The organism is Tabrizicola sp., assembly GCF_030373185.1.
Classification (GTDB): domain Bacteria; phylum Pseudomonadota; class Alphaproteobacteria; order Rhodobacterales; family Rhodobacteraceae; genus Tabrizicola.
On sequence record NZ_JAUCZH010000004.1, the window covers coordinates 472,156 to 484,177 of the forward strand.

The following is a 12,022-nucleotide window of genomic DNA, read 5'->3' on the forward strand; positions in this document are numbered from 1 at the left end:
GACCTCGGCAGGGCTGGCCTGCCGGGGTGCCATTGCGGCCGGCTGGTCAGACCAGCTCGGCAACCCGTTCGGCAACGCCGGGCCGGTCCAGACTTCGCCCGCTTGGCCCGTCAAAGACATGCAGCGCCGAGGTCGGGAAGCCGATGCCGACCGTCTCGCCTTCGGTCAGCGACAGTTTGTGTTCCGACACGACGCCAAGCGGTATGTCCTCGATCAGCAGATGATAGATGCGGGCCGATCCAAGCTCTTCAAAGAACTGGAAGGTCGCGGATAGCTGACCGTGGCCCTTTGGCAGGATCGACAGCTTTTCAGGCCGAAGACCGATCTGCACCAACTGGCCAGCCCGCGCCTTGAACGAGGACGGGATATCCAGACCTTGCCCATCGGCCAGCAGCACGGAAAGGCCGGTTGCATCCAGGCTGCCTGGCAGGATGTTCATCGCCGGGCTGCCCACGAAGCCTGCAACGTAAAGCGAGGCGGGGTGTTCGTAGATGTCTTCCGGGGTGCCGATCTGTTCGATGGTGCCTTTGTTCATGATCACCAGCCGGTCGGCCAAGGTCATGCCTTCGTGCTGGTCATGGGTCACAAAGACGCTGGTTGCCCCCACCGCGTTGTGGATCCGGCGAATCTCGTGGCGCATCTGGACGCGCAGCTTGGCGTCGAGGTTCGACAGCGGTTCGTCGAACAGAAACACCTTCGGTTCGCGGATGATGGCGCGGGCCATGGCGACGCGCTGGCGCTGACCGCCGGACAACTGGCCGGGCTTGCGGTCCAGAAAATCGGCAAGGCCCACGGCCTTGGCTGTTGCCTCGATCCGGGCCAGCCGCTCGGCCTTTGCCACGCCTGCGACCTTCAGCGCGTAACCGATGTTTTCGGCCACCGTCATATGCGGATAGAGCGCGTAGTTCTGAAACACCATCGCGCAGCCGCGTTCGCGCGGTTCAAGCTGATTGACGATCTGGCCGCCAATCTCGATTTCGCCGTCGGTGATGTCTTCCAGCCCCGCGATCAGGCGCAGAAGGGTGGACTTTCCGCAGCCCGAGGGACCGAGGATCACGACAAACTCGCCGTTGCGGATCGTCAGGTTGACGCCGTCCATGATCGTGGTTTTGCCGTAGGTCTTGGCGACGTTGCGGATGATGATTTCGGCCATGGGTGCCTCATTTGTCGGTGTTGATCAGGCCGCGCACGAACCAGCGCTGCATGAGGATGACGATGGCGATGGGCGGCAGCATGACAACCAGTGTCGCAGCCATCGCAAGGTGCCATGTGGGTGTGCCGCCGCCGGTGGTCAGTTGGTCTGGCACAAGGTCGGAAAGCTGCACGACCACCATCCCGTAATTCGCCCGGTCGGTGATCACCAGAAGCGGCCAGAGATACTGGTTCCAGGCGTAGACGAACATGATCGTGGCCAAGGCCGCGATGTTGGTCTTGGACAGGGGGATCAGCACGTCCCACAGAAAGCGCAGCGGGCCGGCGCCATCCATCCGCGCGGCCTCGACCAGTTCATCGGGGATGGTCAGGAAGAATTGCCGGTAAAGGAAGGTGCCGGTGGCCGTGGCAACCAATGGCAGGATGAGGCCGGTGTAGGAGTTGAGGAGGTTCCATTCCAGCTTCACCTCTACCCCCGACAGGGTGGCGATCAGCCAGTTGATCCCGGTCCAGTCCATGATCGTCTGGAACGGTGTCAGCGCGTTGGCGGCCACGGCATAGGTTGGCACGATCCGCACCTCCAATGGCAGCATCAGGGTGATGAAGATCATCCAGAAGATCAGCATCCGACCGCGAAAGTTGAAGAAAACCAGCGCGAAGGCGGTGATGCAGGCCAGCGTGATCTTGCCCACCACCACGCCGATGGACACGATCAGCGTGTTGACGAATTTCGGCCCGAAGTCCGATTGCGCCCAGGCCTGTTGCAGGTTCACCCAAAGCTGGTCGCCCGGCCAGAACTCGACCGGGGCCGAGTTGACGGCTTGCAGCGTATGGGTAGCGGCGACAAAGGCCAGCCAGATCGGCACCAGAATGACGATCAGGCCGAAGGCCAGAATCACATGGGTCGCGATGTTCAGGATGGGCGTGCGTTCGATCATTGCGGCCCTCTCAGGTGTAATGCACGCGCCGCTCGACATAGCGGAACTGAACGAAGGTCAGCGCCATGACAAGAAGCATGAGGATGATGGATTGGGCGGCGGCACCGGAATAATCAAAGCCCCGGAAGCCGTCGGTGTAGATCTTGTAGACCATCAGGTCCGTGGCCCGGAACGGCCCGCCGCCGGTCAGCGTGTCGACGATGCCGAAGCTGTCGGTGAAGCTGTCGGTGATGTTGATCACCAGCAGGAAGAAAAAGGTGGGCGTCAGCAAGGGCAGTTGCAGATCGACCATCCGGCGCAGGGGGCGCGCGCCATCCATCGCGGCGGCCTCGGTCAGGCTGCGGGGAATGGATTGCAGGGCGGCCAGGAAGAAGATGAAGCTGTAGGCCACCTGCTTCCACGCGCCCGCGATGACGATGGCGGTGACGGCTTGCCATGGGTATTTCGACAGATCCCACCAGCCCGGGGCAATGGTGTTGATATAGCTGAAGATCCCCGCGCCGGGGTTGAAGACGAACTGGAACGCCAGCCCCACGGCGGGGGCGGCCACCGCATAGGGCCAGATGATCCCGACCCGCCAGACCCGGTAGCCGGCCAGTTGCCGGTCCACGAAGATCGCCAGCGTCAGCGCCATGGTCATCGCCAGCACCGTAGTGGCCAGCGCATAGATCACCGACACCCGGACCGATCCCCAGTAATAGGGGTCTGACAATACCTTGGTGAAGTTGTCAAAGCCCACCCAGGTATTGCCGCCGCCCCATGGCTGTTCCAGCGTGAAGGCCCAGTAAAGCGCCTGCATCGACGGCCAGTAGAAGAAGACGAAGATGATGAGTAGCTGCGGCGCCAAGAGGGCGGCGGCAATCCAGCTGAACTTGAAATAGGCGCGGCGCATCGGACCTCCGGCAGGAAAAGGGCAGGGCGCGGCCCCGGCAATTGGGGGCCGCGCCCGTCATGTTCTGATGTCAGGGAAAAGATTTGCCGGCATAGGTCTGGGCAAAGCGCTTCAACTGGTCATTGCCACGCTGCACGGCGGTATCCAGCGCCTGTTGCATCGTTTTCTGTCCGGCAATGGCGGCTTCCACCTCTGCCAGCCATTCGGCGCGGATCTGGATGAAGCTGCCCAGACGGATGCCGCGGGTCAGAGGGCCTGGCTCGGTGAAGGTCAGCGATGTCAGGGCAATGTCGCGGTTCACATAGGGCTGGTTGGCGTAAAAGCCCTTGGCCAGCAGCGCGTCATAGCCTGTCTTCGTCACCGGGATATAGCCGGTGTTGGACACGAAGAACTCTTCCGATTCCGGCGTGGCAAGGAAGGCGAGGTACGCCGCCGCAGCCTTGTATTCCTCATCTGCCTTGCCCGACAGCACCCAAAGCGATGCGCCGCCCACAACGGTATTGTGACGATCGGACCCTTCATAGGTCGGGATCATCTGCACATCCCAGGCGAAGGCGGGCGTCAGTTTGTGGACAGTGGCGTGGTCGGCAATCGACGAGAAGAAGACCGAGCATTCGCCTTCGACAAAGCTGTCGCGCGCCGACTTGCCCGCCGCCGGCGTGCGCAGCATCGCATGGCCTTCATTCATCCAGCGCTGGAGGTTTTCCATATGGGTGACATGCAGCGTGGTGTTGAACAGCAACTCGCTGTCCAGCCCGTCATACCCATTGTTGTTCGACGCGACCGGCACGTTATGCGCCATCGAGAACTGTTCCAGGTCGATCCAGGTCGAAGGCGCATAGGCAAGGCCGCAAGTCTGGCCACTGGCGTTCAACGCCTTGAAGGCGACTTCCATGCCTTCCCAGGTCAGTGGTGCTTCGGCAATGCCCGCTTTGTCGAAATGGTCCTTGTTGTAATAGTAGACCGGGGTCGACGAGTTGAACGGCATCGAGAAGAAATCGCCATTTGTTGCCGAATAATAGTTTGCGATGCCGGGGAAGTAGTTGGCCCAGTCGATGTCGTAGCCCGCATCTTCCATCAACTTCTTCACCGGGTAGAACTCGCCCGACAGCATCAGATCGGCGGTTCCTGCGTCAAAGCTTTGCACCAGCGTCGGGTGCTTGCCCGCGCGGAAGGCAGCGATGGTGTTCTGCACCGCCTTTTCATAGCCGTCCTGACCCACGCAGACGGCCTCATACATGTCCTGCGCCGCGTTGAAGCGGTTGCAGGTCTCGGCCACGACGGCCCCAAGATCGCCGGTCAGGCCATACCAGTATTCGAACTTCACCTTTTCCGCCGAGGCGGCTCCGGCGGCGGCGCAAAGCGCCATGGCAGTGGTCGCTAGCTTGAGTTTCATTTTCCCTGTCTCCGTCAAAAGGGCCACAAATGGGGGTCGCAGTCGGGGGCCGCAGTTCGGCTGCGGCGTGGGTGACGGAATGGGGGGGGAAGGTGACAGGTTCTTGATGGCTGTGTGAAGTTTTATCTAATGATAAAAATGACTTGCATGTTTCATGCCAGCAGGAGCACCAGGTTTTCCCGGTGCGCCAGGCTGACTGAAATGCGGCGCCTCAGTCTTGCGCAAACAGGCCCGAGGCAAGTTCGACATGGCGCGGCAGATAGTGCTGGAAATGCACCGTCACGCCGTCGGCATCGGCCAGCACCACGGCAATTTCCGCCGGGCCTTCCAGCCGCAGCTGGCTGCCCGCCATCCCCGGCAGATGCGCGTTGACCGAATAGTGGCTGCCCGCAAGCGTGGTCATCGCCACCCCGTGCCAAAGGCCGGAGGTGGTCAGATGCACATGGCCCGAGATCACCATCCGCACATCCGGGTGGCGCTGCAAAAGCCGCGCGAACCCCGCGCCATCGGCAAGGGGAATTGCATCCACCGGCAGGGACAGCCGATTGGCATGGTGATGCATGACCACGATGACAGGGCGGTCCGCCGCTTCGTCCAGCCGCGCGGCCAGCCAGTCACGCCGCCCCGCGCAAAGGGCGCCGCCATGGGTGCCGGGGGTGGTCGTGTCCAGCAGGATCACCCGGTAGCCGTCGAGATCCAGCGCCTTGGATACCCGCCCCTCGGGATGGGACAGGTCTTGCCCGAAGACCGACAGGAAGGCCGCCGGGTCGTCGTGATTGCCAAGGGTGATGTGGCAGGGCATCGGCAGCGGGGCCAGCAGGTCGTGCAGCAGCTCATAGGCGGCGACCTCGCCAAGGTCGGCCAGATCCCCGGCGATAGCCACGAATTCGGCGTCGGCATGGTCACGCATGATCGCCTGAACCGCTGCCGCCAGCCGCGCGGCAGGGTCCAGACCGTTGACCGCCGCTCCGGGTGGGCCAAGGTGCAGGTCTGAAAGGACGACGAATTTCATTGCGCCAGCCCCAGAGCTGTCAGATGGCGGGCCGAGGGGATCACCCCGGACTTGTCGCGCAGTTCAAGGATCAGGCGCGGGTTTGCCCCGGTTTCGGCAATTGCCTTGAAGACCGAAGGCCAAAGGATCGTGCCATGCCCGATCTGCCAATGTCGGTCGGCAAAACCATCGGCGTCCTGCAAATGCACATGGCCAAGCCGCGCGCCTGCCGCGCGCAGGTAGAAATCAACCGGCGGTGCGCCGGTCGAGACATGGGCATAATGCGCATGTCCGGTATCGACCGACAGCTCCAGCGCCTGCCAGCCCAGTTCGGCGCAAAGGGCCGCGCGGTCGGCGGGTTCCACATCCTCGATGTTTTCCAGCATGAAGGTCACGCCCATGTCGGAAGCCCGGGTCAGAACCGGGGCCAGCGTATCGCGGGCCGCCTCGATCAGACGGGCGCCGTCGCCGGGATAAAGCCCGCGATGGTTGTAGCCCCATGTGGTGAAAGGCGAATGGATCACCACATGCGTCCCTCGGACGGCAGCGCAGACATCCAGCGCCTGATGCAGGCGCCGGGTCACGATCTTGCGGACCTCTGGCTCGTAAGAGGCGATGGTGAAACCCCAGAATGGCCCGTGAATCCCAAGGCGGCCAGCGTGTCCGTCCAGCAGCTTGACCGTTTCGGCGGCAAGGCCGGACCAGTCGCCGTCCAGCACCCGCGCCTCGACAAAGGTCTGAAGTTCCAGATCGCGGGGGGCCTCGAGCAGCCAGTCGCGGTGGGCTGCAAGATCGTCATGGCCAAGGGCGGCACCAAGAATCGGGAGCGTTGTCATTGTCTGTCTTCCAAGGTTGCGATGGCGCGAACCATGCCGCCGGATTGTAACGCCGCCACAATCGAACCCTGTCCGTTCCGTGACAGCCGGGACGTGGAGTCTGCCAACAACCGCAGGCCCTTCGCGTATCCGCCTTGCCTGCCCCGGCCCGTATCGTCTGCGGTGCTTTTCGCCCATTGGCCCGAAGACGGGCGCGGCTTTCGCAGGTTCGGTTTCTGCCGAAAGGCAGGGCAAGCTTGAACCGGGGCCGCATGACCTTGGGCAAAAGGGTTGTGCGGCGCGGGGGGTTGTGGTGAGGTTCGCGTCAGTCTGACGTAACCGACGAGGCAAGACGATGCGGAACCTGATCCTTGGCATTCTGGTGGCAGCCGTCGCCATTCTGGGCTTCTTCAGCTATCAAAGCAGTCAGCAGGGCAATACGCTTCAGGCCGAGAAGGCCGCGCTGACCGCCGAAGTGGCCAGATTGCAGGGCTTGTTGGACCAGCGGACGCAGGAAGTGGACTCCGAGGTTTCGGCCTTGGGGGCGCTGGCTGATAAGGCGTCCGACCTGGAAGCCGCGCTTGCCGGCTCTGCCGCGCAGGTCTTGTCGCTTGAGGCTGAGGTGGAAGCCCTTGCCGGGCAAGTCAGCGCGCTGGAGGCGGACAAGGCCGCGCTGGCTGCGCAGGCTGCCGGGCTTGAGGCCGAAAAGGCCAGTCTGGCGGAAGCGGCCGCAGCCTTGCAGGCAGAACTGGACGCGCTGGCTGCCGAGACCCCAGCAGCCGAAACCCCAGCAGCCGAAACCCCAGCCGCCGAGACCCCAGCCGCCGAAACCCCAGCCGCCGATGATCCGGCAGGCGAAGCTGCGACCAACCCTTGACCCGCGATCAGGCCCCCTTGGCGTAGCTTTCCACTGCACGGCGCGCGGTGGCAAAGCGGGTTGTCCGGTCATGGCGCTGCACCGTCGGGTTGGTGGTCAAGACCCGGCCCGGATGGACCTGCGGCACCTGCACGCCGGCCGCCATTGCGGCCATTTGGGCGAGGCCGGCCGCAGTCAGTTCGGCTTCATCGGACAGGAAAAGGTCGCGCCCCAGCGTGTCGGCCAGAAAGCCGGTGAAATAGGCGTTTTGCGACAGGCCGCCGTCGATGGACACCTGTCCGGTCACGGGCTGCACGGTCGCCATCGCCGCCAGAACTTCAGCTGTGCGCAGCGCGATCCCTTCCAGAAGCGCCTGCATCAGGTCGGCCTTCCCGTCGGCCAGACCAAGGCCAAGCCACGCCCCGCGCGCCTGACGGTTCCAATGCGGGCAACCTAGCCCGACTAGGGCTGGCACGAAGGCGAGGCCCCGGTCTATGGCGGTGCCGTTGAAGGTGGAAATCTGGGCGTAATCGGCGAAAAGCCCCAATCCCCGCGCCCAGTTCACCGCGCTGGCCGCCGCATAGACGCCCCCGTCCAGCGCATAGGTCACGGGCTCGCCAGCCGCCTGCCATGCGACTGTGGGCAGAACGCCCGAGGCACCGGGTACCACCAGCCCGCCAGTCACGCATTGCGCAAAGGCCCCGGTGCCGAAGGTCACCTTGGTCTGGCCCGGTTCCCGGCAACCATGCCCGAAAAGCGCTGCCTGTTGATCCACGATCGAGGCCGCCAGCCGTGCGCCACCGGGCAGGGTGCCAAGATCGCCAGAAGTCGGGCCGATCTCTGGCAGGGCCGTCATCGGCACGCCGAAAAGCTGGCACAGCTCCGCGTCCCATCGCCCGGTCGCAAGGTCCATCAGGGATGTCCGCGAGGCGGTGGCCACGTCGGTTTCAAACCGCCCGGTCAGCCGGTCTCGGAAAAAGGCGTCGGTGGTGCCAAGACGCAGGTAGCCTTGCCGCGCGGCGTCAGCCACGCGGGGCAGGTGGCGGACCATCCAGCCCAGTTTCGAGGCCGAGAAATAGGGGTCAAGCGGCAGCCCGGCGCGGGTCATAACCATCGGCCCGGCGCCGTCCCGCTCCAGCCCTTCGGTCACATCGGCGGTGCGGTCGTCCTGCCATGTGATCACCGGGCCAAGTGGTTGGCCATCGCGCGCGTCCCATGCGAGGCAGCTTTCGCCCTGATTGGACAGCCCGACGATATCGGCATCGGAGGCATCAAGGCAGCGCAGGACATTGGTCAGCAGTTCCTGCGCGTCCTGTTCCACATGGCCGGGGGCGGGGGTGGTTTGCGCGTGGGGCAGCGACAGGATGGGTTGCAGGCGACCGTCAGGATCAAGCGCAAGGGCGCGGGTGCTGGTGGTGCCTTGGTCGATTGCGACAATCCTCACCGGGCTTCCTCAAGCGTCAGGGAGATATCCGAGCCGCTGTGCAAGGCGGGCAGGGGCAGGGTGATCCGGCGTTCGGGCAGGCTGTCGATCTTGCGTTCAATGAGACACCGCCCGTCCTGCATCAGGCGCAAGCGGCCCTTGGCGGGGCGGGCAAGGCGCAATTGGAGGCGGTTTGCCACGCCAGAATCCTGCCCGGTGGTCATCGGCAGGACATGTGGCAATGCCAGCCGCACCGCGTCCGAGGCCAAGCGCAGCCGCGCCCCGCCCGGATCAGGCAGCTTGCCCTGCAAGGCGGCGTGGATGGCGCGGGCCACACGGCGGCCTTCGGCCCAGCACCAGCCGGCGGTTTCCACCCCGCGCAGAAGGTTGCCAGCGGCGAAATAGGTGGGGTCGGAAAGTCTGCCCCAGACGTCGATCACGGGTCCGCCGCTGCCTGCGTCCACCTCCAGATGGCTGGTGCGCAACAGTGCCGCCTCGGGCCGGAACCCGCCCGAGACGATGACGCCATCGGTCGCAATGTCCTGCATCTGCCCGCGACGGTCGACCCGCACGGCTTCCACCCGGGTGCGACCGTGGATCGCGTCGAGGGTGCTTTGCAGCAGGACTGGCACCCGCATGAGGCGCGCCAACCAGATCGCGGGGCTGCGCGCGGAGATGCGGCGCGCAGGTTCGATCATCGCGACCGGGGTGATCCCGGCATGGCGGCAGGTGAGGAGGGCCGAGAAGGCGACAAGTTCGGTCCCAAGGATCACGGGGCGCTGAAACGGGCGCTGGCCGTTCAGGTGGACGATCCCCTGCAAGGCGCCGGTGGAGAGGATGCCCCCCGGCTTTTCGCCGCCGATAAGACGCGCGGCACGACTGGTCTCACGCACGCCGGTGGCGATGAGGACCACACGGGCGGCCAGGGTCTGAAGGCCCTCGGGGCTGGACACGTCAATGCTGCCGCCGGGGTGGAGCGCGGTGACGGTTGTCCGGGTGCGGATGGTGACGCCTGCGGCCAGCGCCTTGGCCACAAGGCGGCGGGCATAGGCTGGCCCGCGCATCAGGCGGTGGAATTCGCGCAAGCCGTAGGGCGGGTGGTTGCAGTGGCGCGGGATGCCTCCAGCCTCAGCCTCGCGGTCAAGGACGGTGACCGAAACCCCAAGCCGGGCGAGTTCGGTGGCCGCCGACAGGCCCGCTGGACCCGCGCCGATGACGATGACGTCAGTCTGGGCCTCAATCTGCGCCATCGCCGCCCCCCAGCATCGGTTGCGCAAGGCGGCCCTCGGTGATCCGCGCCAGTTCGGCCGAACAGTAGAACCCCTGACAGCGCCCCATCGTGACCCGCGTGCGGCGCTTCAGGCCCCCCATGCTGCCAGCGGCCATGGGGCCGGTCAGCGCTGCCTCAACCTCGCGGCGGGTCACAAGTTCGCAATGGCAAAGGATGCCGCCATGGCCGGGCTTTTGCCAGTCGCGCGCGGCTTCATCGGTCAGGGACGGCATCTGCCGCCAGACCGGGTTTTCCAAGGCAGAATAGCTGCGGTCGGCAAGCCGCAGGACATGCGCGGCAATCCCCAAGGCCGCCGACAGGCCGGTAGAGCGGATGCCGCCGACGCAGATGTACTCCTCGGCCAGATCGGTGCGGATGCGGTATTCCTTTTCCTCGGTCGCGGGGCGAAGGCCCGCATAGACCGCTGTAACCTCATGCCCCGCGAGGGCTGGCAGAATTTCCTCGCCGCGGCGCATCAGGGCTTGCAGGGTCGGGCGGTCAAGGATGGCGTGTTCGCGGTCGTCCTGTTCTTCCGCCGTTGGACCGACCAGAAGGTTGCCATAGGCGGTGCGGCAAACGACGATGCCCTTGGTGATCTTCGTCGGCACCGGCAACAGGATATGGCCCAACAGGCTTGCGGCGGACTTGTCGTAGACCACGAACTGGCCCTTCCTGGGCTTGATGGTGAACCAGCTTTCCCCGGTCACGCGCAAGTCAACCTCATCGCCCCAAAGGCCAGCGGCGTTGATCACAAGATCCGCCTGCACCGCGCCCGCCGTGGTGGCCAGATGCCAGACGCCATGCGACCGCCTGCCGGTCAGAACCTCGGCCTGCCGCATCAGTGTGGCGCCGTTTTCCAGCGCTTGCAGCAGGTAACCATGCGCCGCCGACCATGGGTCGATCAGGTGTTCGCCCGGCACGCGAAATCCGCCCATCACATTGGCGGACAGGTGGGGTTCAAGACGCAGGGCTTCAGCTGCCGTCACCGCCTGAACATCCGTCACGCCATTGGCGCGCGCCTGCGCCATCAGGGCGGGAAGTTCGGCCACCTCGGCCTCGGACCAGGCCAGCACCATGGCACCAGAGCGCATCACCGGCAGGCCCAGCCTTTCGCGAATCTGGTGGTAAAGCGCATAGCCTTCACGCACGCAGGCCAGTTCCAGCGACCCTTCAGGCGCGTCAAACCCGGTGTGCAGGATCGCCGAGTTGCCCTTGGACGCGCCATCCAGCACATCCGCCGCCTTTTCAAGCACGACCACCCGCGCACCCGCCAGCGTGAAGGCCCGCGCAAGCGCGCAGCCCACAACCCCGGCCCCGATGACCGCGACGTCATATCCTTGGGCATTGGCCGCCAGGTCAGCGCTGTCCATCATCCACAAGCCTTGTGGTTTTCATCATGAATTGACTATTCGGGCATTCGTGTCAAGCTGAGCCCAAAGTCGCCGGGCCTGCTTTTTCACCGTCCGGTCAAAAAAACTGTTGACCTTGGCCGCCTTCAACGGTCGGCTGGGGCGGGGATGACAATGAAGCCGCACGAACGACAGCCTCAGATCGAGGCGATCATCCGGCGCGAAGGGGAAGTGTCGGTCGAAATGCTTGCAGCACGCTTCGACGTTTCGTCCGAGACGATCCGCCGCGATCTGGGAACGCTGGCCGAACGTGGCCGGGTGCAGAAGGTGCATGGCGGGGCGCGGCGACCGTTTCTTGTCGCCGAGCCAAGTTTTGGCGAACGGCAGGGCAGGGCGGCCGCAGCCAAGGCCGAGATCGGCCGCAGGCTGGGCCGCATCATCACCCCCGGTGAAACGCTGTTCATCGACACCGGATCGACCACCCTTGCCGCCGCTGATGCGTTGGCCGCCATTCCGGGCCTGACGATCGTCACCAATTCCTGCCGGCTTGCGGACCGGCTGGCGCAGGCCGGATCAGAGGCAACGATACATCTTCTGGGTGGCCGCTATGGGGCTGACAACGCACAGACCATCGGCAGCGCGGTTATCGAACAGTTGCAGGGGTTCCGGGCCGACCGTGCGATCCTGACCGTTGCGGCCATCGACCCTGCCATCGGCGCAATGGACGCAAGCCTTGATGAGGCCCAGATCGCCCGCGCGATGATCCGCAACGCCCGCAGCCTGACCGTGCTGGCCGATGCCTCGAAGTTCGGGCGGCAGGCGGCCTATGCGGTCTGCGCGACTGAAGACATCGACCTTCTGATCAGTGATGGACAACTGGACAAGGCACAGGCCGAAGCACTGGCCGACAGGGGGGTGGAGCTATGGACCTGAGGCCGCA

11 protein-coding genes are annotated in these 12,022 nt (G+C 64.7%); 2 read left to right on the plus strand and 9 right to left on the minus strand.

Translation table 11 applies throughout. The features are described 5' to 3' along the window. Positions 1 to 46 precede the first annotated feature (46 nt). From ugpC to QUV21_RS10605, 6 genes are all read right to left on the minus strand, one after another. On the minus strand, positions 47 to 1,153 hold the full coding sequence (ugpC, locus tag QUV21_RS10580; protein WP_300854781.1) for a sn-glycerol-3-phosphate ABC transporter ATP-binding protein UgpC: 1,107 nt from the start codon (positions 1,151 to 1,153) through the stop codon (positions 47 to 49). Between the two features lie 7 nt (positions 1,154 to 1,160). After that, positions 1,161 to 2,090: an ABC transporter permease subunit gene (locus tag QUV21_RS10585; protein WP_300854783.1), complete on the minus strand. Its 930-nt coding sequence runs from the start codon at positions 2,088 to 2,090 to the stop codon at positions 1,161 to 1,163. A 10-nt stretch (positions 2,091 to 2,100) separates the two neighbouring features. After that, a complete protein-coding gene (locus QUV21_RS10590) occupies positions 2,101 to 2,982 on the minus strand; it encodes an ABC transporter permease subunit (RefSeq protein ID WP_300854785.1) in 882 nt (293 codons plus the stop codon). Between the two features lie 70 nt (positions 2,983 to 3,052). Further along, positions 3,053 to 4,378, minus strand: coding sequence for an extracellular solute-binding protein (locus QUV21_RS10595; RefSeq protein ID WP_300854786.1), 1,326 nt, complete (start codon positions 4,376 to 4,378; stop codon positions 3,053 to 3,055). A 211-nt stretch (positions 4,379 to 4,589) separates the two neighbouring features. Continuing rightward, complete coding sequence (locus QUV21_RS10600) at positions 4,590 to 5,390, minus strand: metallophosphoesterase (protein WP_300854787.1); 801 nt, start codon at positions 5,388 to 5,390, stop codon at positions 4,590 to 4,592. Continuing rightward, the gene (locus QUV21_RS10605) at positions 5,387 to 6,205 is read right to left on the minus strand and encodes a sugar phosphate isomerase/epimerase family protein (RefSeq protein ID WP_300854788.1); all 819 of its coding nucleotides are present in this window, start codon (positions 6,203 to 6,205) and stop codon (positions 5,387 to 5,389) included. The genes QUV21_RS10600 and QUV21_RS10605 overlap by 4 nt, the downstream gene beginning before the upstream one ends. A gap of 334 nt (positions 6,206 to 6,539) precedes the next feature. Between QUV21_RS10605 and QUV21_RS10610 the strand changes: the two genes are divergently transcribed. After that, complete coding sequence (locus QUV21_RS10610; protein ID WP_300854789.1) at positions 6,540 to 7,061, plus strand: hypothetical protein; 522 nt, start codon at positions 6,540 to 6,542, stop codon at positions 7,059 to 7,061. A gap of 7 nt (positions 7,062 to 7,068) precedes the next feature. On the opposite strand, the gene QUV21_RS10615 is transcribed toward QUV21_RS10610, so the two are convergent. From QUV21_RS10615 to QUV21_RS10625, 3 genes are read right to left on the minus strand one after another with little or no spacing between them, the layout of a single operon-like run. Next, positions 7,069 to 8,484 (minus strand): FGGY family carbohydrate kinase, encoded by a 1,416-nt coding sequence (locus QUV21_RS10615; RefSeq protein ID WP_300854790.1) that lies wholly within the window; start codon positions 8,482 to 8,484, stop codon positions 7,069 to 7,071. Then, on the minus strand, positions 8,481 to 9,713 hold the full coding sequence (locus tag QUV21_RS10620; RefSeq protein WP_300854791.1) for an FAD-dependent oxidoreductase: 1,233 nt from the start codon (positions 9,711 to 9,713) through the stop codon (positions 8,481 to 8,483). The genes QUV21_RS10615 and QUV21_RS10620 overlap by 4 nt, the downstream gene beginning before the upstream one ends. Further along, entirely contained in the window at positions 9,700 to 11,103 is a 1,404-nt protein-coding gene (locus QUV21_RS10625) for an NAD(P)/FAD-dependent oxidoreductase (RefSeq protein WP_300854792.1), read from the minus strand. Before QUV21_RS10625 ends, QUV21_RS10620 begins: the two co-directional genes overlap by 14 nt. Positions 11,104 to 11,256: 153 nt before the next feature. On the opposite strand from QUV21_RS10625, the gene QUV21_RS10630 reads away from it, so the two are divergent. Continuing rightward, complete coding sequence (locus QUV21_RS10630) at positions 11,257 to 12,015, plus strand: DeoR/GlpR family DNA-binding transcription regulator (protein WP_300854793.1); 759 nt, start codon at positions 11,257 to 11,259, stop codon at positions 12,013 to 12,015. Positions 12,016 to 12,022 lie beyond the last annotated feature (7 nt).

Coding starts and splice junctions, on each gene's coding strand:
- QUV21_RS10620 (WP_300854791.1), bottom strand. CDS start 9,713: ATGGCGCAGATTGAGGCCCAGACTGACGTCATCGTCATCGGCGCGGGT.
- QUV21_RS10585 (WP_300854783.1), bottom strand. CDS start 2,090: ATGATCGAACGCACGCCCATCCTGAACATCGCGACCCATGTGATTCTG.
- QUV21_RS10630 (WP_300854793.1), top strand. CDS start 11,257: ATGAAGCCGCACGAACGACAGCCTCAGATCGAGGCGATCATCCGGCGC.
- ugpC (WP_300854781.1), bottom strand. CDS start 1,153: ATGGCCGAAATCATCATCCGCAACGTCGCCAAGACCTACGGCAAAACC.
- QUV21_RS10595 (WP_300854786.1), bottom strand. CDS start 4,378: ATGAAACTCAAGCTAGCGACCACTGCCATGGCGCTTTGCGCCGCCGCC.
- QUV21_RS10600 (WP_300854787.1), bottom strand. CDS start 5,390: ATGAAATTCGTCGTCCTTTCAGACCTGCACCTTGGCCCACCCGGAGCG.
- QUV21_RS10625 (WP_300854792.1), bottom strand. CDS start 11,103: ATGGACAGCGCTGACCTGGCGGCCAATGCCCAAGGATATGACGTCGCG.
- QUV21_RS10610 (WP_300854789.1), top strand. CDS start 6,540: ATGCGGAACCTGATCCTTGGCATTCTGGTGGCAGCCGTCGCCATTCTG.
- QUV21_RS10590 (WP_300854785.1), bottom strand. CDS start 2,982: ATGCGCCGCGCCTATTTCAAGTTCAGCTGGATTGCCGCCGCCCTCTTG.
- QUV21_RS10605 (WP_300854788.1), bottom strand. CDS start 6,205: ATGACAACGCTCCCGATTCTTGGTGCCGCCCTTGGCCATGACGATCTT.